This window comes from Bacillus sp. THAF10 (genome assembly GCF_009363695.1).
GTDB lineage: Bacteria > Bacillota > Bacilli > Bacillales > Bacillaceae_I > Sutcliffiella_A.
Genome location: NZ_CP045403.1, coordinates 2567246 through 2589495 on the forward strand (window position 1 = coordinate 2567246; position 22250 = coordinate 2589495).

Sequence of the window (22250 nt, forward strand, 5' to 3'; positions counted from 1 at the left end):
CTCCTTATACTGTTTTTACAAGGAATAAAGGTTGACCATATTCAACCAACTGGCCATTTTCAGCCAATACCTCTACAATTTCACCCTTTACTTCTGCTTCAATTTCATTGAACAGCTTCATGGCTTCTACAATACACACAACGCTATTCTCAGAAACCTTGTCCCCAGTTTTCACATAAACATCTGCATCTGGGGAAGGAGAAGAATAAAACGTACCTACCATTGGAGAGGTAATTTTATGTAAATTGGCATCATCTTGTTTTGGTGCTTCGGCTGTTGGTTTTGCTTCCTCTTGTGGCGCTGCTTGTGGAGCAGGTGCAGCAGCCTGAGCTTGTGGCTGTGCTGCAGGTGCTGTTTGTGGCGCAACAGCAACAGGTTGAGCGTTTACAACAGTTTGCACATCATGTTTCTTTAGTTTAATTTTTGCGCCCTCGTTCTCGTAGGTGAACTCATCTATATTGGATTGGTCAATCAACTTTATTATTTCTCTGATTTCTTGAATCTTCAACATCTTTCCTTCACTCCTCGGCTCTTTTTCATTTGTTGTCTTTCTTCCATTTGTTATGTACATTTTAACAAAATAGTTCATATTCATCATACGATACAACCTAAAGAAATTCAACTTCAAAAATAGTAATAGCTTTTATTATCTGGTGCTAAAAATACTTCTTTATAAAAAGCAATGTTAAACATCGTTGCTGATTTCTGCAAATCTGGCTCCGTGTCCGCGAGGAGATTTGTAAGCCTTCTCGGTCACAAGTGGCTTCCATCCCGAGAATATTCTCCGCCACCTGCTACAATCAACAACTAGCAACATTCTTCATTAACAAAGTATAAAAAAGCTTCCCCACTCTAGGGGAAGCTAGTGTATTTTGCTTATTCTCCAGTATCTGCTGGATTACTAAATTCAAAGGCGATATTTTCGTTTCTAACATTGGAGAATTCCTTACGAATGAGGTGATGAATTTCATTTGCCATTTGCACCGTATGCTCACCTTTAGGTTTCACTGTTACACGGATTTTCCCATCAGTCACACGGACTAGAGCATCTTCTACGTCCTCACGTGTACGGATTGTAGATTCCAGTATAAGCTCTTTTTCCTGAATTTGTGCAAGCTCATTGTATTGGTCCGCTGCCTTAGAAATTTCTTCTGCTGGCAAATCTGTGCTTGCCATAATATCTTTTAAGTTTTGACGATGCTCACTACGAAGGTTTTCAAGTTCATAACGCATTTCTGCAAAGGTTTCATCTGTAGAGATGTATTTTACAACAGCACTATCATCCCCATCCGTACCCTCTGCTCCTTCCTCACCCTCTTCACCAACTGCACCAGCTTGTGCATCTTCGCCGTCACCACCATCTTGATTTTCAACAGCTTCGTTATCAGCTGGATTGGTTGCCATTTGGTCATTGGCTTTTTGATCCCCAATAAAGTAGTAGGCTGACAAAACAAATACTAGACTCAGCATGGTTAGTAACCAAACGGTTTGTTTTTTAAGTAACATCGTTTATTCCCCCTCGGATTTTTTCGGAAGGATAGCCACCTTGTGCTGAGGAACATCTAGCACTCTGGTAACTGCTTCCTGGATCATTTGTTTTACATGTATATTTTCAGCGCCCTTTGCTACTATCAGAACTCCTCGGATGACTGGTTTCTTTGTTTCTGACACAACCGGGATTTCTTGTTCATTTTTTCTGATTACGAGTACTTGTTCGTTTTTAGAGGTGTCCGTGACATCCCGTTTTCCTCCGTTGGTGTCCGTTTCAGTGGTTGTTTGTTCCGTGGTTGTGGTATTTCTTTGAAACACCTTTTGTGCGGAAGCATCCACGTTAACAACTACGGAAACATCGTTAACCCCTATGATTGCTTCAAGTGCATCTTTGAGTTGATTTTCAAAGTGCGCCTCATAATCAGAGATAGTAGTAGGTGCGTTGGCATCGTCGGTATGTCCAAACACAGTTTCGTCATTTGTTTCCTCTTGCTTCATAGCTGGCAATATCCCATCATCTGGTGCATCTGCACGATCATCCCCAAAAAATAAAGTACTAAATAGCATTAACCCTACGCCTATGGATAGAATGACCAACATATATGGGTATTTTCCTTTTTTTACTGAAGACTGAGATAATAAGTTTTTTAACCATGTTAGAAAGTCTTGATTTTTCTTTTCCACCTTGTACTAATCCCCCCCTTCCACTGCTACTGAAATAGTTGTTGGTTGTAAGTGCCAGCGATCTGCTAGGAAGTTTACTACTTTTTTTTCTTCCTTTGTGGAAGAAGCTGCTTCGTCAGGTCTGGAGGTGTCAATATGAACAGGTTTTATGACAGAAATGGCTGTCTCTTCGTCAGGCGCTCCTAGTAGAATCTCAACAGATTCTATGTTTTCTTCCAATGGCATGGTTGTTAATTGTTCTTCGTTTTTCACTACAATATTTAGGTTCTTCACACTTAAACCATAGGTCTCCCTCAACTCCCCCTCCACATCGTCTTTCATTAGGACAGCCCACCTATCTAAAATGTATGCAGCATGTGAGGCTTGTATTTCTTTTTTCTTCATTTCTATTAAATTTTCTGTAATTTCTTCCGAGGAGTAAGAGGGCATGGTAGCCATTTTTGCAAAAAGTTCATCTATATCGGTAGAGAAAAGCTTTAAGATTGGGGATAAGACAACAACAATTAATAGTAATCCAATCACGAGCTTTGTATATTTTTGCATTGCCGAGTTTGGTAGAAGCATTTCCACTACGGTGGCAAGAAGTATAAATAGGATAATACTGGTGATCCATTCTGTTAACATATCCAATTTCGTTCCCCCCTACCTGACCATCATGGTAATATTACCAGCAGCAACGATGACGGTTATTGTTAAGAAAAACATAAAAGAGACAATGGCTAGGGCTGCGAAAATGTAGATGATACTTTTTCCGATAATATCAAGGCATGAGATGACTGGTCCTCCACCTAGGGGCTGCAACAATGCTGCTGCTAGCTTATATATAATCGCTATAGCTAAAATTTTCATGGCTGGAAAGGCAGCAAGAAGAATTAAGATTGTGACCCCAAGTATCCCGACGGTGTTTTTTAATAGTAGCGAAGCCGTAATAACGGTGTCTGTAGCATCGGTAAACATCCTCCCAATGACAGGGATGAAATTTCCGGTTACGAACTTTGCTGTTCGTATGGCGATTCCATCAGCGACTGCAGCTGTTGCTCCTTGTACAGAAATAACACCTAGAAAAATCGTCAAGTAGATTCCTAAAATCCCGATGCTTACATTCCGTAATAGCTGAGCAAGCTTTGTTACTTTATATTGCTCGCTTAATGTACTAACAATGCTCAAGATAGCAGCGAGAAACAATAAGGGCAGGACAACATATTGAATGAGAAGTCCACATGTATTCATTAAAAAAAGAATGATTGGATGAAAGAATGCAGCTGAGACCAGACCACCAGATGATGCAATTAGTGCAATCAAGAGCGGAACGAGAGCGATAATAAATCCAGTCATGGCCGTGATAGCATCTTGCGTGTAGGAGATGACGATATGAAAGCTGTTCAAGGCGATGATGATGAGGACCATGAAAACAACCGCATAGGCAACTTTACTAACGGTTTTTTGTTCAAATGCGTTTTGTAAGTTTTGCAGAAACATACTGAAGATTGTTAGAAGAATAAGACTTCCTAGAAGCTTTCCATTGGCGAGAAGTTCATGAAAGATATATTTTATTAACCCTTTTGACCATTCCTTTAAAGAGAAGGACTTGTCCCCTTTTACAAATTCCATGAAGGATCCTTTTTGACTCTCAGGTAGAAACCCACCATACTCTTTCATTACTTCTTCCCAATAAAGCTTGATGTCTTGTACATCTATCTCTTCCATTTGGTCTGTAACTAGCTCTGATGGTGACGAGGGAGAGGCTTGTACCACTTCAAGTGGAAGGAAAAGTAGAAGGATGATGGCTACAACTATTACATAAACATATTTCATCAATTGATTGCTCCCTCCTATCATATTTTCATGAAGGAATTAAGTTTACGATGGTTTCAATAATGACGGTAAGGATAGGGACCGCCATTGCTAGAATGAGAATTTTGCCCGCTAGTTCAATTTTGGAGGCAATGGCTCCTTGGCCAGCATCTTTCGTAATTTGCGCTCCAAATTCTGCAATATAGGCAATACCAATAATTTTAAGGATCGTTTCGACATAGATGAGATTGACGTTTGCCTTTAATGCAATACGCTCGAGCATCCTTATCACTTCAAACACTTGATCAACCAAAAATAAAAAAATTGCGCAGCCGACAAACACCACAAGCATAAACGCATAAGTCGGTTTTTGTTCTTTTACAATTAAGGCTAGAAAGGTTGCAATTAATCCTATACCGACTATTTGAAGGATTTCGATAGGTCAACCCCCCTTATCATTGGAACAGAAACACCGATTTTATCTTTTTGAAGAGATCTTCTACAATGCTAGCCACCATAAATAAGATATAAATAAAGCCAAGCAAGGTAACCCAGTGTGCATACTCTTCTTTTCCAAGCTGCTTAAGGACAGTATGCAAAAAGGCAACGACAATTCCTATTCCTGCAATTTTAAATATGACATCCACTTCAATGCCCATGAACGCTCCCCCTCTTTTTCAACACAGTATTTACATCAGACTTAGAATAGTAAAATAACAAGCAATAACCCTGACAGCACACCAAGGCTTTTGATCATCCGTTCGTAACGGGATTGTTTGTCTCGTGCATCCAATTCTTCCCTTTCTAAATGAGTGAGAGCAAGTTGGATATGCTTTTGTTGCGTGTACCGATCATGTTGACCGAGCGTTTCCCCGAACTGCTTCATGATTTCAAGCTCTGCATTTTTGTATGCTGTGGATGTCCAAATATCCTCCAGGCTTTCTTGCCATGCTTCTCTAACGGTCAGGCTTGATTTGTCCAATTTATACGAGAAACCCTCGAAAAACCATGATAGTGGTTTTTCTAACTGTTTCGATATGTTTCTAGCTGCATCGGCTAGAGGGGTATGTCCATACATGATTTCAGCCTCTAGTGATTGTAAGGCAACCTTAAGCTGCCGCAGTTGACGAGGCCTTTCCATTAGATGCCTTGCCGCTTCAAAGCCTACCCAGGTTGTGGCTGCTAGGATTAATGCTGCTCCTAAGATTTTGATCATACCCTCACTCTCTCTCCTCTATAAATCTCCTCACCAAACTCATTTACAATCCTTTTGATGGAACCAGGACCATTTTCCCTGCTTAGTTCCACAAATCTTTTCACCGTTTGTAAAGAAAGTATCCCTTTTAAGCTTGGACGATTTTTTATGTCCTCGAAAGAGAATGCATGAACGGACATTAACAGGCCCACCCCCGCATGAACTGCTTCAATCGCTGCCATGCTATCTTCTTGTCTGCCAATCTCATCTACAACAATGACCTCTGGGCTCATGGAGCGAATCATCATCATCATGCCTTCTGCCTTTGGACACCCATCGAGAACGTCTACCCTAATGCCTAGGTCATGCTGAGGTACACCATTCACACTACCGGCAATTTCGGAACGTTCATCCACAATGCCAACTTTGCAGGAAGTGATCCCACACTTTTCATCACCAGTACTCATATATCTCGCAAGATCTCTGAGCATGGTAGTTTTACCGGTTTGGGGAGCACCGATAATCATGGTACTCAGCCATCTATCCGTATAAAGATGGGGGATGAGAGCGGAAGCGACACCAATTTTTTGTTTCGCTATCCTAATATTGAAAGAAGACACATCCCTAATTGCTTTTACGTTTCCATTGTTCGTTATGACCTTACCGGCCAGTCCAACTCTGTGACCTCCTGAAATCGTTATATACCCTCGCTTTAATTCTTCCTCAAGTGCATAAATGGAAAATTTCCCTATTTTGTTGAGAATGTACATGGCATCCTCAGGTGTTATGAAATATGGTGGAAATTGCGGTTTTCCATTTGCGATTAGCTCTATTGGGCGGTTGATTCTAATTCTAATTTCTTCTAGCTGCTCAACGGTTTGTGTGGGAAGTGTAAGAATGATGTTTGCTATTTCTTCTGGAAGCACCTTGACAATACTCTCAAGCATAAAAATCTCCTTCTTGTCCTCGTATTACTAACAATGTATGCACGACGAGATAATATATAACGCTGAAAGCTATTTTCTATTTATAGATGCCATATAAGATAAATCCTGCACCTATACCAATATAGATTAATTTCGATAAGGATATTTCGTTCGCCATACTAATCAAACCAATCATCATCGTAGAGATGAAAATTAACGGTCCTACCACTGCCAGCATGGAATTTACGACAATGGCCTTTTTCACATCATTTAGACTTAGCATAATGATGGCTGCCGTAATTTCTAACAAGCCAGAAAAAACTCTAATACCAGCCATCGATAATACGGTTTGATCAAAGTGAGCAAAGATTTTTCTCATGTCTCCTTTTCCTCCCTAATGCAATAACTAGATTCACTTTGTCTTGTACAACCTATGCAGCTCCATGAAAAAGAAGAAGTGATTTTAAATGGGGAAAAAAATAAGTATTTTGGGGAAACTAGTTTAAGGAATAGAAAGGATGTGTGAGAAGGTAAATGAAAAGCGTGGGTAAGGTGTTTTGGATTTCAGTTGTACTATCAGGGATATTTGTGATGATAGGTGTCCTTTTTCCGGAATCATTTAGTGAGGCGATGAACGAGGCTAATACTTTTATACTCCAAATCTTTGGATGGTTTTATCAGCTTGCTGCCACTTTCTTCTTACTGTTTGCCTTATTTTTGATTTTCAGCAAATATGGAAAAATACGGCTTGGTAAAAATGAAGACCGTCCGGAGTATTCGACTTTAACCTGGTTTGCCATGCTTTTTAGTGCAGGTATGGGTATTGGACTTGTTTTTTATGGAGTAGCAGAGCCTATTTCTCATTTTGCAGAGCCTCCATATGGAGAAGGTGGTACAGTGGCATCTGCTAAGCTTGCACTACGATACACCTTTTTGCATTGGGGTTTCCACGCTTGGGCCATTTATGCGACCATTGCGTTATCAATCGCCTATTTCAAATTCAGAAAAGGCGCACCAGGGCTGATGAGTGCCACACTTTCTCCGATATTTGGGGATAAAACAAAAGGGACACTTGGAAATATTGTTGATATTGTTGCCGTCTTTGCAACGGTGTTTGGGGTCTGTGCGTCTTTAGGATTAGGAGCGCAACAGATAAATGGAGGATTAAACTTTTTGTTTGGTATTCCTAATACATTTCTCATTCAATTAAGTATTATGGCTGTTGTAACGGTGCTCTTTATCATATCTGCAGGCACGGGACTGTCAAAAGGGATACGATATTTGAGTAATGCAAATATGATTATCGCAACGATTCTTTTGTTTCTGTTTCTTTTAATTGGTCCGACTACCTTTTTACTAAACCTGTTTACCACCACATTAGGTGAATATGTTCAACATCTCCCTAGTATGGGACTTAGATTATCTCCGTTTAATAAAGAAGATGCAGAATGGATACAAGGGTGGACCATTTTTTACTGGGCTTGGTGGATATCTTGGTCTCCATTTGTCGGCTCATTTATTGCTAGAGTTTCAAAGGGAAGAACTGTTCGCCAGTTTGTGATAGCAGTATTGCTTGTACCTTCCTTGGTTTGTGCTTTTTGGTTTTGTATTTTTGGCGGTACTGGAATTCACCTGGAGTTGTACCAAGGAGCGGAGGTTTCCTCGCAAAGCTTTGAAACGGCACTTTTTTATGTGTATAAGCTCTTACCATACGGAACCTTACTTTCCTTTATCACCATCTTGCTTATTGCTACCTTTTTTATAACAAGTGCCGACTCTGCAACCTTTGTGTTGGGAATGCAGACAACAAATGGCAATTTAAATCCGCCTTTTTTTGTAAAATTGATTTGGGGACTGATTTTGGCAGCTTCTGCAGTGGTGTTAATGTATTCAGGTGGACTAGAGGGACTTCAAACTGCGATTATCGTCAGTGCTTTTCCATTAACCTTCGTGCTTATCTTGATGGCATTTGCAATCGTAAAAGCGTTTAGAGTAGAAATGAAAGGAAAAGTAAAAGAAAGCAGGAAGTGAGCATCCACGCTCTTCCTGCTTTCTTTTTGATTAACCGTTTTTATTTCGTTACATACACTCTTGTTTCATAAGGCTTTAATGTGAAACTTGATGTACTGTCATGGGAGATTTCCATGTAATTTTGTAAACGTAGCTCATCAGATGACACGTTTATATCACCAAGATCTACAGATACTTCTTCTTCACTCAAATTACACAGCACAACCGCTTGAGCGTTTTCTAATTTTCTTGTATATCCATATACACTTATATCTTCCTCTAAAATGAGATCATAAGCGCCGTACACAAAGACTTCCTCTTCTTTACGCAGGTCAATCATAGCACGATAGAAGTTTAGAACAGAATTAGGGTCATTCCATTGCTTTTCCACGTTGATTTCTGAATAATTATCATTCACACCCATCCATGGTGTTCCTGATGTAAAGCCACCGTTGGGCTCCTCATTCCATTGCATCGGAGTACGGGAGTTATCACGGCCCTTTGCCCAGATGATTTCCATCACCTTTTGAGCCGCTTCTGCTCCTTTTGCACTTTCAATATTGTAGAGGTTTTTCATTCCCACATCGTCATAATCGTGAATGCTGTCAAACTTTACATTTGTCATTCCCAGTTCTTGCCCTTGGTAAATGAAAGGAGTCCCTTGCATTAAGAAGTACAGTGCACCTAATGCCTTTGCACTTTCCACTCGATATTCTTTATCATTACCCCAAGTAGAAACGGATCTTGCCTGATCGTGGTTTTCCAAGAAAAGTGCGTTCCAGCCGTTTCCTTCCAGTCCTTTTTGCCATTTGGTTAAGGTTTTTTTCAGTTGAAGTAAATCCACTCCACCTTCTGTCCCTTTTTCCCAAAGTCCTAAATGCTCAAATTGGAAAATCATATTGAATTTCCCGTTTTCTTCGCCAACCCATTCATCCGCTTGGTTTAATTTTACACCATTTGCTTCGCCAACCGTCATGATGTCATAACGTGCAAACGTTTGCTCTTTCAACTCTTGAAGATGCTTTTGAATACCTTCCACATTCATCATGTAGTCAAAGGATGGTACGTAATCTAATCCATCTGGATTTGGCAAATCAGGGAAACCTGGCTCTTTTTTAATATGCGAGATTGCATCTACTCGGAATCCGTCTATCCCTTTATCTAACCACCAGTTAATCATATCGTATAAGGCAAAACGTACGTCTTTGTTCTCCCAGTTTAGATCTGGTTGTTCTGTCGCAAAAATATGCATGTAATACTGACCTGTCGTTTCGTCATATTGCCATGCCGGGCCATTGAAAATACTCTCCCAGTTGTTTGGCTCTTGGCCGTCTTTGCCATCCTTCCAAATATACCAATCTCTTTTCGGGTTGTCTTTAGAAGAAGCAGATTCAATAAACCACTCATGCTTGTCGCTCGTATGGTTTATAACCAGGTCAATAATTAATTTCATGTCTCTTTGGTGGACCTGTTCTAACAGTTCATCAAAATCTTTCATCGTCCCGAAGTCTTCCATAATATCCTGGTAATCACTGATGTCGTACCCATTATCGACATTAGGTGACTTATACATTGGGCAAATCCAGATAACGTCTATTCCTAATTCTTTTAAGTAGTCTAATTTAGAAATTACACCTTGTAAGTCGCCAATACCATCTCCATTGGAATCCATAAAACTTCGAGGATATACCTGGTATGCGACAGCTTCTTTCCACCATGTTTTTTTCAATCCTGATACACTCTCCCTTATAGACAACACTGAACTAATCTATCTACATAAAAAATTTGCGTAAACGTTTGCACAAAATAAGAAAAAAAATATGCTTTAAATAAATCCACTCCTTTACTATACCATCTTTTTTATTTATTTCAACTGCAATCTTTCCATGACGAACAATAAATGTAACCCTTTTCATTCATGAAAATCGCTTAGATGGTCACACTAATCGCAAGGAAATTTTTAGGAGGTATTTTAAAATGGCGAAAAAGTTGATTCTAGTTTTAGCCCTATTGCTCGTTTATCCCTTACAAATTGGTCATACAGAGGGGGATGATATGTTAAGGGCAGCATTTACTAGGTTTAATTCACTATGGATACTAGAAAACAATGAAGAATTTCCTATACATGAAAATGTGAAGATAGGAAAGTTTCATTGGTCACATGATGGAAAGTGGCTTGCCTATGAAGTAACCCCACTAGATGTTCAAGATGCCCCCTCTCAGATTTGGCTTTACAATACGGAGTCTAACATCAAGAAAAAGATAAAAATTCAAGGTCATAATCCTGTTTGGAATCCGAAAAACCTTTCCTTCGCTTTTTTGTCAGACTCTATTCTTAATGTCGTAGAAGTTAGTAATGAAACCCCCGTCATCCATCAGCTTACAGGAGGTGTTTCTAGCTTTACTTGGGATGCTAAAGGAATCAACCTAATTGCTGCGGCTAAAGCAACATTGTTTCCTGACGGTTGGAGTCACCCTCGACTATATGAGGTTCATTGGGGACTTGAAAAACAAAATCAAGAGATGGACGTTAAAGTAACCCCACTGCAAACGATCGCCTCTCCGTTGAAATATGAAGACCTTTCCATCCTAGCAATTAATGTCGATAATTTTTCATGGTCAGTGGATGGTAAAAATCTTGCCATGACCGTGACACCAACTGCTTCCTGGTCGGCAGATAGTAATATGCTAAGTGTCTATGTGAAAGAAAATAAGTTATTTATTCCACTTGGTGAAGTATTAATGGAATCTGGGTGGGTGAAATGGGCTCCAACCAAGCCTGTACTTGCATCCATTCAAGGTGGAGGACGACTTGAAGGTGGCGTAAAGAATAAAACATTAACAACAAGCACCATCATTCCAAACTACAAGAAAATACACACACCAAAGGGCTATGCAGACATCCATTACGACTGGATAAATGATGAAAAGCTTGTGGTGGCACGAGGAAAAGAAACGCAAAGTGCCGAAGAGCCGTTTCTTGCTACCTTATATTTGGTGGATTTAAAAGGAAACGATGCGGTAAAGCTCCCCGCTCCCCCATCAGGTGCATCAGATATAGAGCCATATGTCTTGGCAGCTGGTAAAAAGCTTGCATGGATAAGAGAGGATGAAAACGGGAAAAGACACGTTTGGAGTGCGAAGGTGGATGGCAGTGATGCCCAGTTAGTGCTTGAAAACGTGCTTGAGATTGTGTGGTTTAAAAAGTAGGCAGCATCACCTATGTATGTAAATGTACAACGATATTTAACAATATAGTTAAAAGAATAAGCCCCCAGATTTAAGCTGGGGGCTTTTCTTATTGTTTAGGAAATTATAAAAAATATGTCTGTGGATATCTGGAACAAAAGTAGCAACGTCCAGCTCCATGCGCCAGCGACTAGGAAACTTCCCTCGCCTCCTTACGATAAGGCAACATCGAATCGCAGGCTCTTCGTGTTTTCTTTATCTCATACGGCTCAGTCCAGTTTGTACGTCGCAAAACGGGCGCATTGCGCTTTTGTTCTTAAGCACGAGAAACGTACGTGCTATCTGTTGTATTAATAATCAGCACATCGCCTTCGTTAACGAAGAACGGTACGTTAACAATCACACCTGTCTCCATAACAGCTGGCTTAGATCCACCAGAAGCAGTGTCGCCTTTGATACCTGGCTCTGTTTCTGCTACTTTAAGTTCAACTGTGTTTGGAAGCTCTACACCAAGTGTTTCGCTTTGATACATCATGATTGCAACTTCCATGTTTTCTTTCAAAAACTTTAGCTCATATTCAATCTGAGCTGCTGGAAGCTCCAACTGATCGTAGCTTTCTGTATCCATAAATACGTGCATATCGCCATTAGCATATAGATACTGCATCTTACGATTGTCAATTTGGGCTTTTGCAACTTTTTCACCAGCACGGAAGGTTTTTTCTTGAATCGCACCGTTACGAAGGTTGCGTAGTTTGGAACGAACAAATGCCGCGCCTTTTCCTGGTTTTACGTGTTGGAAATCAAGCACACGCCAGATACCATTGTCTACTTCGATTGTTAAACCTGTGCGAAAATCATTTACTGAAATCATTAATTAGTTCCTCCTAAAGCTATGTAAATAGGGATATCCTACTCGTATTGTATCCTTGAGATTGTCACTCTAGTCTACAAGATGAGCGTTTCCCTTTTACAGGATAATAAGTTCTTTTGTAGAGAAGGAAAGTGTTTCGTTACCTGTTTCTGTAACGACTGTATCATCTTCAATACGCACTCCGCCTAATCCAGCTACATAAATTCCTGGTTCCACTGTTACAACCATTCCTGGTTCTAGTACGGTGTCAGATTTCGTTGATAAAGAAGGACCTTCGTGCACTTCCATACCCAGTCCATGACCAGTTGAATGACCGAAGTACTCACCGTAGCCTTTTTCTGTGATATAATCACGTGTTAATGCGTCTGCTTCACGCCCAGTGATTCCGGCTTTAATGCCTTTCATCCCTCTTAGCTGTGCTTCTAGGACGATATTATAAATAGTACGAAGCTCATCTGTTGGTTCTCCAACTGCAATCGTTCTCGTAATATCAGAATTCAAGCCTTTATAATGAGCTCCAAAGTCCATTGTCACAAACTCGCCCTTCTCAATCACTTTGTCAGAGGCTACCCCATGAGGAAGCGCTGAGCGATAACCTGAAGCGACAATGATATCAAAGGAAGAACATTTTGCTCCTTGTTTACGCATGAAAAATTCTAACTCATTGGAAACTTCCAATTCTGTCAGACCAGGCTTAATGTATGTAAGAATATGCTCGAAAGCTGCGTCTGCAATCTGTGTAGCTTCCTTTAATATCTTAATCTCTTGTTCGCTCTTAATCAAGCGTAACTTTTCAATCACACCGGAAACAGGCACAAGGTCTGCTTGAATTCCAGTTTTATAACTTAAGTAAGTGGAGAAAGTAACGTGATCTTGTTCAAATCCCAGCTTCGAAATACCAAGGTCCTTCACAACATTTGCAATTTCTTCCACAAGCCCACCTTTGTGTTGGACAATTTCAAAGCCTTCGCACTGCTTAGCTGCCTGTTCTGTATAACGGAAGTCTGTAATAAATACTGCTCTGTCTTCTGAAATAATGGCTAAACCTGCACTTCCTGTAAAACCTGTAAGGTATTGGCGGTTTTTTGCGCTTGTAACTAATAAAGCATCTACCCCTGCAGATTGAAAGCTTTCTCTTAATTTTGTTAGTTTTATCATGAATCTTCCCCCTCTTTCATTTTCTTTAATGCCTGTATTGCTAGCTCATAACCATGAAACCCAAGCCCAATAATTTGCCCTGCTGTAACAGGTGCTGTAACAGAAGTATGCCGGAACTCTTCCCGTTTATGTATATTGGAAATGTGCACTTCTAATACAGGAATGCTAATACTCGCAATAGCATCACGTATCGCATAGCTATAATGAGTAAAGGCCCCAGGGTTCATAACGATCCCATCATACTTACCTTCAGCACTATGCAACCTATCAATTATTTCCCCTTCATGATTACTTTGAAAGCAATCAATTTCCACATCTAGGGTCTCTCCACACTTCATTAGTTGTTGTTCTAGGTCCTGTATGGTTTGATGGCCGTATATGGCGGGCTCTCTTAAGCCGAGTCTGTTAAGGTTGGGTCCATTGAGAATTAGTACATGCATACTCGTAACTCTCCCTATTCTAAGGCTGTTTGGAGCATAAAAAAAGAATGTCCAATTACTGAACATTCTATCATATTACTCGTTTGTCTACTACTCATTTGAAGAGGATTGACCCTGGGTATCATATTGTTGTTGCTTCTGATTTTTCATTTCGTTAAATTCAAAGGAAATAGAATAACCAACAAAGACACCAAAAAGAATATAGAGACAAATATTTGTGACATTTGTATTCAAGGTCAATTCCCGTACTGTTTTTATGGATGGAAACATGGGATTTAGGATAAAAAACACCACTGCCCACAGTGCTATTCCATATACTATTCCTACCCAAAATTGCGTTAATTTTTTCAATACCGCCATGTATATTAAGGCTGCCCCAATACCGAATAGACCGAGAAGAATGAAGCTAATAATATACCCAAGCCAGCCTTTTTTCCACTCTCCTAGTGCCCAAGGCTGAAGAACGACATTCGGACTTATTTCGGTGAAACTAAATATGTAGGCAATATAACCAATCAAGCTCCAAAATACCCCACCAATAAATCCGGTGATAATCACTTTGGTCATAAAACTCATTGGTTCTTCACGCTGATTTTGTTCTAATTTCTCCTGGTTACTCATGTTTTGTCCTTCCTTTCCTACAACATCTACCATTATCTTTCCAAACCTTTGCCCTAACCATTCATTACAATCCTCCGAAAAGAAAAGAAGTACTTAGAATGTAGAGGTTTTTTTTCATTTCGGGTAGAATAGTAATATATAGAATTTTTTCTTCTTTAGAAAAGTTAGGTTGGTGCTATTATGTCAAATGATTCAAAACCTGTTTATGGCGGACAGGCTGTCGTGGAGGGAGTTATGTTCGGTGGAAAGCGCCATTACGTTACAGCCATTCGCAGAAAAGATAACTCTATTGAATACCTTCATGTTCCCAGAAAAACAAATCCCACTCTACAAAAACTAAAAAAAATCCCTTTTTTACGAGGAATAGTCGCAATTGTGGAAGCAGCTGGAAATGGCTCAAAGCATCTTAATTTCTCAACCGAGCGTTATGATGTAGACCCGAGTCAGGACGAAGACGAGATTTATAATAAAAAAGAGCCTAGTAAGCTTGAAATGGTACTAAGTGTTGCATTAGTTGGGATTTTATCTTTTATTTTCGGAAAATTCATTTTTACCCTTGTCCCTGTTTTCCTAGCCGAATTGACAAGACCTGTATTTACCACTGATTTTGCGCAAATTGTAATAGAAACCATCTTTAAACTTCTCTTACTCTTTGCCTATATCTATTTCATTTCCTTCACCCCAATTATCAAAAGGGTGTTTCAATATCATGGTGCAGAACATAAAGTGATTAACGCATTTGAAAACGGGAAAGAATTAACTATAAGCAATATTCAGGCAGAGTCTAGACTACATTATCGTTGCGGTAGCAGCTTCATCCTATTTACCGTCATTGTTGGATTTTTCGTCTATCTACTCGTCCCGACAGATCCATTATGGGCCCGTGTGTTAAACCGCTTAGCACTGATTCCTGTTGTTCTGGGAATTTCCTTTGAAGTGTTACAGCTTACCAATAAAGTACGAGACATTCCCGTACTAAAATTTTTAGGGTACCCTGGCCTTTGGCTGCAGCTTTTAACGACAAAGGAGCCTACGGATGACCAGGTAGAGGTGGCCATTCATTCTTTTAACAAGCTTTTAGACCTAGATCAAGATTCAGAGAAAAAGATTACAGAAGAAATAGTATAAAAATCCGCAACAAGCCTTATCCTAGAAAATATACTATAAAACAATCAGTGTTGGTAACTTGCCTGTTACCTGGGAGGTGGCACAGTTGAAGAGAAGCCTATCAAAATCTATTTTTTATGTTTTAGCTTCTTTGGCAGCTTTCGCTTTAATCATACAATTGATCAAAAATCCAGGCGATTTGTTTACAAGTCTCCTGTTAATCATTGGTGGTGTAACGGTTTTTTACCTGATTTTCAGGTATTTCATTCAAGGTCGATTAACCGGTGGCGGCGATGCCCGTTATAGCAAAGCAGTAAAACAATCAAAAAAACGTTATGGAACAAATACTACTTCTGCAGCACAAAGACAAAGTGTCAGTCCTATAAAGGAAAGAGTTGGCTCTAAGCCTGCCACCCAAAAAAGAAAAGCCCCATCCCACTTAACGGTCATTGAAGGGAAAAAGGGCAAAAAGAAAAACCGAGCTTTCTTCTAATGGAAAGTTCGTTTTTTTTATTTATAGTCTGTGTTGAAGAATTTTATTTCTACTGCGAATAGAAATGACAGCCGTAATCAACGTTGCTGTCGTGCTCTTTTCGTGGAGGAAGATTTAAACATGTAGCAATCTTTTAGAAAAGAGCCTCTTAGTAACACCACCTCAGCAAAAATGCTTCCGCTCGCTTTTTCCCAATCTCCATAAGTCCTCTCTTCCGCTCCTCTGTTAGTGCGAATTCTGTTATGGAAATATGATCCATCGGAATAAAAATGATATCCTTTTCATGACGGCTGGAAATGTGCTTGGCGTCATGGGCATCTTTCATCGTTTCAAATAACGCTCCAAACATCGTAATCGCATTGTTTATTTTGTTTACCGGTCGGTCCTCTTGTTTGGCACTCAGCTTCACCCCAAGAACCGGTCGGACTTTAGGGATACGGTCGTTATCAAAAAGCCATATTGGAAAATTGCTTAACACCCCTCCATCCACAAATAAATAGTTAACACCTTTTCCCTTTATTTTGACGGGCTCAAAAAAGTAAGGAATACTACAGCTCATTCTCACTGCTTTTGCTACAGAGAATTTTTTTGGGTCGATTTGATATTTAGGAAGATCATCTGGTAAAACCGCAATTCTTCCACCCGTTAAGTCCGACGCGATAATTCTTAAATGATCCTTCGGGAGGTCACCAAACGTATAAACTCCTTTGGCAGCAAGCTTTTCTGTTAACCAATTTTCTAGTGCATCCCCTTTATAAAGTCCAAGCTTCCAATAAAGTAGCAACCATTTTGTGATAGGCGATGGCAATAAGGTAGTTCGCTGATCCAAAAAATTCATTATATCTGTTTCTTCCATCAGATGATAAATTTCATTTGCTGTATAACCTGCAGCTGAAAATGCAGCTATAATAGATCCTGCACTTGTGCCTGCAAGCCTCTCAAATGATAATCCCCTTTCCTCTACTGCCATCAATGCACCTATCAGGGCAAACCCTTTAATACCTCCACCAGAGAACACCCCATCTATTTTCATAGACCCTCCCCCTTCCCCTTTTACATCTTAATAAGGAGAGAAAGGGATTATACCGACAAATATGAAGCTCTTTTCTAAAAGCTTGTTGCTATTAACCTTGAAAATGTCGGCTTTGAGACTTTTTCCAATCTTTATGGGAAGAAGAAATTTCTACATGTTAAAATCCTTCTCCATGATAAGAGCATGACAGCAACAGTGATTAAAGGTTTGTTCTCTACACGCAATAGCAACAAAGTTTACGAAAATAGCCATAAAAAAAGAGATGGACCCTTTTGCCATAAAGGCAATGATCCATCTCGTATTAATTGTTTTCTTCATTTTGTTTTTGTATGGTTTGAAGTGCTTCGACACGCTCTTTATTTTCTTCAAAGAATTGAACTAAATCACCAATTCGATCAATCGCATTCCAACTTAGGTGATGCTCAATTCCTTCCACATCCTCATAGATGTTTTCTTCATTCACACCTATCACTCTTAAGAATTGTTCTAACAATTCATGTCTGTAAACTAATCGTTTTCCTATTTTCTTCCCTTTAGCTGTTAAAACTAGGCCTCGGTATTTTTCATAAATTAAGTATTGGTCCTTATCTAGCTTTTGAACCATTTTTGTAACAGAAGAGGGATGTACTGCCAGAGCTTCCGCAATATCTGATACTCGTGCATATCCTTTATCTTCAATAAGCATATAAATTTGTTCTATGTAGTCTTCCATACTAGGGGTTGGCATGATATCCCTCCATTTCCAATCCACGTGCTAAAAGCCGTCCTATAAAATGATACCCTAACTAAAGAGGGATGACAAGCGAGGATGCACTACTTCTTAATTTCTAACTTTTCTATTTTATGAGTCAAATTAGCAAACTCTACTACCCATTCTTTTTGGATTTTTCGCATCATATAACTTACAAGCATTAGCAAAGCTCCTGAAATATTAAAAATGTAGGCTCTTATGACGGCATGAAGATAATCAGGGTTTACTCCATACATAGATGAATAGGAATCTTTTTGAAAAAACTGCACTGTACCATAAAGAATAAAAACAACACCTAATACTAATATGAAATAAGACATCGACTTCAAGCTCTCCATAATTCCCCCAATTTCACTGCATTTTATTTCTTCTTGCTTATTTCTTCCCCAGAACCACTCATTTTTCCTGCTAGTACGATATATTTTGATTTAGCGCTACTCTTCCATAAAAATATATAGTTCACCTTTACTATAATTAATCCACTTTCAACATTTTTAATCCACTTTAACTATTAATCGGTTCAACCCCCTAAGTTTGGACACATACTACTATTTACTAGGGTTATCTCATTATTTTAATCTTCTACCGCGCTTGCGCTTGGTTGCCCCGAGAAGAAAGGTTAAAGTGAATCGCTTTAACCTTTCTTCTCGGGGTAAACGTTACATCGTTAGCTCTACTGGATCCATGGATTTTGCCAACCATTTGGCATAATACTCACTTGGACTGTAGTCGTTTAAACTGCCGTGATACCTTCTATTATTATAAAATTCAATATAAGCATCCACAGTATTAAACGCATGATCAAAAGTTATAAATTCGTTTTTCTGATAACATTCTCTTTCAAGCACACTATGAAAAGACTCTATATAAGCGTTCATATTTGGTGATTTTGGTGGAATTCGTTCGTGTTCGAATTTATCCTCACTAAACTGTTGGAAATGGTTGCTGATAAACTGAGGGCCATTATCTGAACGAATAATGAGTCTACTTTCCCCTTGTCCAACTTCTTCAGCTGATGTCATTTTGACACCACGTTTCATCATAGCTTTCATCAACATCTTGGTAACTTTAGTCGCTTCACACGTCTTCCCAAGATAGTACCCCACAATCTTTCGATCAAACACATCTATTGCGCTCACAAGATAGAAAAAACGGCGAGAATTCATCACATATCCATATTTAATATCTACTTGCCACAACTGATTAGGACCTGTAATCTTACGATTCTTTGCGAGTCTGCGTAGGTGTTTCTGCTTCTTTTCCCTTTGAGGCATCAAGATATCAAGCTCTTTACATAGACGATACACTTTCTTTTTGTTGATAATGAGATGATGTTTTCTTCTTAAAGCTTTTGTTAACTTCCTATATCCGTATATCTCTTCTTCCCCTTCGATAAGCTGCATGAGATACACTTTGATTGACGTATCTTTTACTTTCTTTTTCGTCTTTCTGTTCAGGGAATAGCCAGGTATAGGTCTTCCCCCTGTAGGAACCTTAGCTTTTGGTGGATTGGCCAAACGGTAATAATAAGTAGAACGAGTAATGGAAGCATACTTTAATACACGGCTGGCAGGGAATCCCTCGTCAATCCACTCTTTAGCGAAAGTTATTTGTTCCGAAAGGTTGGTAAGTTTTTTTTTACCATTTGGCGAAGCATCGCTACCTCTAGTTCTTTTTCACCTAAAAGTTTCATGGCATGGTCATACTTCTTTTGAAGTTCTTGAGTAGAAGTAGACTCTGAAAGTGGCCTAACACCGTCTTTTTCCATCTCTGCTTCTATTTCATCGCGATACTGTCTTATCCAATTACCTAGAGTAGAACTGCTCACTCCAGTTTTCCTAGCGATAAAAGCAGTATTCCCAGATTCAAGTGCCATTCTCACATATTGCTTTTTTACATCTTCCATCGGTCCATTACGTTTACTCATTTGGACTCCTCCTTTGATACTTCTATGATAATATCTTTTGAAGTAGGTGTCCAAATCAGTTAGGGGGCTAAATAGTAATTAATCCACTTTCAACATTTTTAATCCACTTTAGCTATTAATTAATCCACTTTTTCATTTTTTAAGCCATTTGGAGCAAGATAAAGGCCATTCGACACCAAAAGGCAAATTCTGCTCCCCCCCTCCTTGCCTCCTCTTATTCAAACAAAAAAACCGGCCTCCCGAGACCGGTTTTTACTTAAAAAATTATAATCCGCATTTTAATTGCGCACCGCAATCTGTACACGTGTTGCAGCCACCTATTTCTTTTACTTCTCCTACTCGGCAAACTGGGCATGTGTTACCTACTTCAGATCCGTATTGTACATTTGTGGAGCGAAGATCTTGAATGGTTTCCACCAAAACGACTGGCTTTTTCACCACATCGTCCATTTGGATTTGTTCGCTTTCTTCCTCCATTGTGTTTTCTTCTGCTTTTAGCGTTAGTACCTGTGAGTCACGGCTACCATCAACGTAAACGGTACCACCTTTTGCTCCTCCGTTATACAGGCGTTCGTAGACTTTTTTCACCTGATCCACCGTGTAGCCTTTTGGTGCATTCACTGTTTTGGAAATAGAGCTATCAATCCAATTTTGAATGATGCACTGAACATCCGCATGCGCTTGGGGTGAAAGCTCCATTGCTGAAATAAACCAGTGTGGCAGGTTTTCACTATCCGCACCTGGATTTGCGTCTAGGTACTCTTGAACAATATCCGCTTTCACTTCAATAAACTTTCCTAAACGTCCGCTACGGAAGTAAGAGAAAGAGAAATAAGGCTCAAGCCCCGTCGATACCCCTACCATCGTCCCAGTAGAACCAGTTGGCGCAACTGTTAATAAGTGTGAGTTACGAATACCGGAAGATAGAATTCCTTGTTTAACTTCTTCTGGCATTTTACTCATAAAACCAGTTTGTGTAAATGCTTCACGAAGTCGGTTAGTTTCCTCCGTTGTTTCTCCTTTTAAGAACGGAAAACTGCCTTTTTCTTTTGCTAGTTCTACTGAAGCTTGGTAGGCTGTAACCGCAATCGTTTCGAACACTTTATCTACCAGCTCGTTACCTTTGTCAGATCCGTACTCTGTTTCACAGTAGATAAGCAGGTCATGCAGCCCCATCACGCCTAGACCAACACGGCGCTCGCCTAATGCTTGCTTTTTATTTTCTTCAAGGAAGTATGGAGTCGCGTCGATTACGTTATCCTGCATTCGTACGCCCACTTCTACTGTTTGCTTTAGTTTTTCAAAGTTTACCGTTTTCGTTTCCTTGTCTGCAAACTGAGCAAGGTTAACCGCAGCTAAGTTACAGACGGAAAATGGCGCGAGAGGTTGTTCCCCACATGGGTTAGTCGCTACAACCTTTTGTCCGTATGCTTTTGCGTTTGTCATGTCATTGGCATTGTCGATAAAGAAAATTCCTGGCTCAGCCGAGTAAGTGGCGCAGATATTCACAAGGTTCCAAAGCTCTTTCGCTTTAATTTTTCTGTAAACGCGCACCTTGTGGCCGAGCTTTTCCCACTCACGAACATCTCCTACCTCTGCCCATTGTTCGTTATAAATGGCCATTTCCTCTTTACTGTACCCTTCCACATCTGGGAAGCGAAGTTCAAAGTCCTCATCCTTTTCGACAGCTTCCATAAATTCATTTGTAAGCGTGATAGAGATGTTTGCTCCTGTTAGGAATTCAGGGTTGTGGACTGTATACGTACCGCCAACTTTTAGCTTTTGTTCTGCGTCTTTAATGTTTTGCTCTGTAAATCCTCCGTACCCACCAATATGCTTAAAGTTTGTGATGGATTGATACATCGTAATTTCCTGATCCGTTAACGGAGTAAATTTCAATTTATCTTCCGCTGCTTTTTTAATGCTTTCATCGTTTGTGTTTTCGATAAGATAGCGTAGAATTCTTGGGTTTTGCATTTTTGAAATGATGAAATCCACGATATCTGGGTGCCAATCTGATAGCATGATCATTTGAGCCAAAAATAGTTACGTTGATTCGCTACATCAACTCTCCATGTCACCATAGAGTTCAGACCATATCTTGCACTTTGACAAGTGCCCTCGCGCTTCGGATTCGCTTGAACCCTACTCTACTCGCTTCTGCCATAGTGATGGCATGCTTTCGATGGTCGTTGAACCTTCACCATTTAATAGGTGCTTGGCTGCTGATTATCTTTAACCACTTGTTGTTTTCAAGCATTCACGCTCACTGTTTCCAGTCACGTTGTAGCCAACAAGTCATTTATGACGCTTTCTACAAATTTAAAGTTATTCAGGATATCATGTTCCCAAAATCTTTGTATCCTGTAATCGTGTGATAAAGCAAGAGAATTTTTTTGTTTATCTATCTTTATTCTCTCTTTTTGCCACTCTTCAGGTTCAGGATAAAATTTTGGGTTCGCATACCAGTAGTCTTCAAATAGGAATTTAAATCTAAAGTATGCTCATTTTTTAAATGTGATGTAAATCTACCTTGTTTGTTATGTGAAACAAGAAA

General features: G+C 39.7%; 25 protein-coding genes and 1 pseudogene. 4 read left to right on the forward strand and 22 right to left on the reverse strand.

Features of this window, described 5'->3' with window-relative positions:
• Window positions 1-4: 4 nt before the first annotated feature.
• The 10 genes from accB to FIU87_RS13515 form a co-directional block, all read right to left on the reverse strand.
• On the reverse strand, window positions 5-511 hold the full coding sequence (gene accB, locus FIU87_RS13470; RefSeq protein ID WP_152446569.1) for an acetyl-CoA carboxylase biotin carboxyl carrier protein: 507 nt from the start codon (window positions 509-511) through the stop codon (window positions 5-7).
• A 365-nt stretch (window positions 512-876) separates the two neighbouring features.
• Window positions 877-1506: a SpoIIIAH-like family protein gene (locus FIU87_RS13475; protein ID WP_152445068.1), complete on the reverse strand. Its 630-nt coding sequence runs from the start codon at window positions 1504-1506 to the stop codon at window positions 877-879.
• Window positions 1507-1509: 3 nt separating this feature from the next.
• Window positions 1510-2175: a stage III sporulation protein AG gene (gene spoIIIAG / locus FIU87_RS13480; RefSeq protein ID WP_172971060.1), complete on the reverse strand. Its 666-nt coding sequence runs from the start codon at window positions 2173-2175 to the stop codon at window positions 1510-1512.
• 6 nt (window positions 2176-2181) lie between these two features.
• The gene (gene spoIIIAF, locus FIU87_RS13485; protein ID WP_253905591.1) at window positions 2182-2799 is read right to left on the reverse strand and encodes a stage III sporulation protein AF; all 618 of its coding nucleotides are present in this window, start codon (window positions 2797-2799) and stop codon (window positions 2182-2184) included.
• A gap of 18 nt (window positions 2800-2817) precedes the next feature.
• Window positions 2818-3990, reverse strand: coding sequence for a stage III sporulation protein AE (gene spoIIIAE / locus FIU87_RS13490; RefSeq protein ID WP_152446571.1), 1173 nt, complete (start codon window positions 3988-3990; stop codon window positions 2818-2820).
• A gap of 28 nt (window positions 3991-4018) precedes the next feature.
• Window positions 4019-4408, reverse strand: coding sequence for a stage III sporulation protein AD (gene spoIIIAD / locus FIU87_RS13495; protein ID WP_172971165.1), 390 nt, complete (start codon window positions 4406-4408; stop codon window positions 4019-4021).
• A 16-nt stretch (window positions 4409-4424) separates the two neighbouring features.
• A complete protein-coding gene (gene spoIIIAC, locus FIU87_RS13500; RefSeq protein ID WP_152445071.1) occupies window positions 4425-4628 on the reverse strand; it encodes a stage III sporulation protein AC in 204 nt (67 codons plus the stop codon).
• 41 nt (window positions 4629-4669) lie between these two features.
• Window positions 4670-5185 (reverse strand): stage III sporulation protein SpoIIIAB, encoded by a 516-nt coding sequence (gene spoIIIAB / locus FIU87_RS13505; protein ID WP_152445072.1) that lies wholly within the window; start codon window positions 5183-5185, stop codon window positions 4670-4672.
• Complete coding sequence (gene spoIIIAA, locus FIU87_RS13510; RefSeq protein WP_152445073.1) at window positions 5182-6111, reverse strand: stage III sporulation protein AA; 930 nt, start codon at window positions 6109-6111, stop codon at window positions 5182-5184. Before spoIIIAA ends, spoIIIAB begins: the two co-directional genes overlap by 4 nt.
• Before the next feature lie 76 nt (window positions 6112-6187).
• Window positions 6188-6469 (reverse strand): YqhV family protein, encoded by a 282-nt coding sequence (locus tag FIU87_RS13515; protein WP_152445074.1) that lies wholly within the window; start codon window positions 6467-6469, stop codon window positions 6188-6190.
• A gap of 155 nt (window positions 6470-6624) precedes the next feature.
• Here FIU87_RS13515 and FIU87_RS13520 point away from each other — a divergent pair, with 155 nt between their 5' ends.
• Complete coding sequence (locus FIU87_RS13520; RefSeq protein ID WP_152445075.1) at window positions 6625-8121, forward strand: glycine betaine uptake BCCT transporter; 1497 nt, start codon at window positions 6625-6627, stop codon at window positions 8119-8121.
• Window positions 8122-8161: 40 nt separating this feature from the next.
• Here FIU87_RS13520 and FIU87_RS13525 read toward each other — a convergent pair whose 3' ends face one another.
• Window positions 8162-9829 (reverse strand): glycoside hydrolase family 13 protein, encoded by a 1668-nt coding sequence (locus FIU87_RS13525; protein ID WP_152445076.1) that lies wholly within the window; start codon window positions 9827-9829, stop codon window positions 8162-8164.
• Between the two features lie 248 nt (window positions 9830-10077).
• Between FIU87_RS13525 and FIU87_RS13530 the strand changes: the two genes are divergently transcribed.
• Window positions 10078-11310 carry a TolB-like translocation protein gene (locus FIU87_RS13530; RefSeq protein WP_152445077.1) on the forward strand — a complete coding sequence of 411 codons (1233 nt, stop codon included), beginning with the start codon at window positions 10078-10080 and terminating at the stop codon, window positions 11308-11310.
• Between the two features lie 295 nt (window positions 11311-11605).
• Here the strand turns inward: FIU87_RS13530 and efp are convergent, their stop codons facing one another.
• The 4 genes from efp to FIU87_RS13550 all read right to left on the reverse strand — a co-directional run bounded on the left by efp (window position 11606) and on the right by FIU87_RS13550 (window position 14382).
• The gene (efp, locus tag FIU87_RS13535) at window positions 11606-12163 is read right to left on the reverse strand and encodes an elongation factor P (protein ID WP_152445078.1); all 558 of its coding nucleotides are present in this window, start codon (window positions 12161-12163) and stop codon (window positions 11606-11608) included.
• A gap of 96 nt (window positions 12164-12259) precedes the next feature.
• A complete protein-coding gene (locus FIU87_RS13540) occupies window positions 12260-13321 on the reverse strand; it encodes a M24 family metallopeptidase (RefSeq protein WP_152445079.1) in 1062 nt (353 codons plus the stop codon).
• The gene (gene aroQ / locus FIU87_RS13545) at window positions 13318-13761 is read right to left on the reverse strand and encodes a type II 3-dehydroquinate dehydratase (RefSeq protein ID WP_152445080.1); all 444 of its coding nucleotides are present in this window, start codon (window positions 13759-13761) and stop codon (window positions 13318-13320) included. Before aroQ ends, FIU87_RS13540 begins: the two co-directional genes overlap by 4 nt.
• Before the next feature lie 90 nt (window positions 13762-13851).
• Complete coding sequence (locus tag FIU87_RS13550; RefSeq protein ID WP_152445081.1) at window positions 13852-14382, reverse strand: YqhR family membrane protein; 531 nt, start codon at window positions 14380-14382, stop codon at window positions 13852-13854.
• 180 nt (window positions 14383-14562) lie between these two features.
• Between FIU87_RS13550 and FIU87_RS13555 the strand changes: the two genes are divergently transcribed.
• Window positions 14563-15510 carry a DUF1385 domain-containing protein gene (locus FIU87_RS13555; protein ID WP_152445082.1) on the forward strand — a complete coding sequence of 316 codons (948 nt, stop codon included), beginning with the start codon at window positions 14563-14565 and terminating at the stop codon, window positions 15508-15510.
• Window positions 15511-15595: 85 nt separating this feature from the next.
• Window positions 15596-15982: an SA1362 family protein gene (locus FIU87_RS13560; protein ID WP_152445083.1), complete on the forward strand. Its 387-nt coding sequence runs from the start codon at window positions 15596-15598 to the stop codon at window positions 15980-15982.
• A 148-nt stretch (window positions 15983-16130) separates the two neighbouring features.
• Here the strand turns inward: FIU87_RS13560 and FIU87_RS13565 are convergent, their stop codons facing one another.
• The 7 genes and pseudogenes from FIU87_RS13565 to FIU87_RS13590 form a co-directional block, all read right to left on the reverse strand.
• Window positions 16131-17015 (reverse strand): patatin-like phospholipase family protein, encoded by an 885-nt coding sequence (locus FIU87_RS13565; RefSeq protein WP_152445084.1) that lies wholly within the window; start codon window positions 17013-17015, stop codon window positions 16131-16133.
• 150 nt (window positions 17016-17165) lie between these two features.
• Entirely contained in the window at window positions 17166-17333 is a 168-nt protein-coding gene (locus FIU87_RS21270) for a hypothetical protein (protein WP_216647474.1), read from the reverse strand.
• Entirely contained in the window at window positions 17317-17742 is a 426-nt protein-coding gene (gene mntR, locus FIU87_RS13570) for a transcriptional regulator MntR (protein ID WP_152445085.1), read from the reverse strand. The genes FIU87_RS21270 and mntR overlap by 17 nt, the downstream gene beginning before the upstream one ends.
• An 86-nt stretch (window positions 17743-17828) precedes the next feature.
• Window positions 17829-18086 (reverse strand): hypothetical protein, encoded by a 258-nt coding sequence (locus FIU87_RS13575; RefSeq protein WP_216647475.1) that lies wholly within the window; start codon window positions 18084-18086, stop codon window positions 17829-17831.
• Window positions 18087-18425: 339 nt separating this feature from the next.
• Window positions 18426-19376: an IS3 family transposase gene (locus tag FIU87_RS13580; RefSeq protein ID WP_152442963.1), complete on the reverse strand. Its 951-nt coding sequence runs from the start codon at window positions 19374-19376 to the stop codon at window positions 18426-18428.
• A complete protein-coding gene (locus FIU87_RS13585; protein ID WP_152443397.1) occupies window positions 19373-19693 on the reverse strand; it encodes a transposase in 321 nt (106 codons plus the stop codon). Before FIU87_RS13585 ends, FIU87_RS13580 begins: the two co-directional genes overlap by 4 nt.
• Before the next feature lie 264 nt (window positions 19694-19957).
• Window positions 19958-21730 (reverse strand): annotated as a pseudogene (locus FIU87_RS13590) (vitamin B12-dependent ribonucleotide reductase); the annotation flags it as partial.
• Between the last annotated feature and the right edge of the window lie 520 nt (window positions 21731-22250).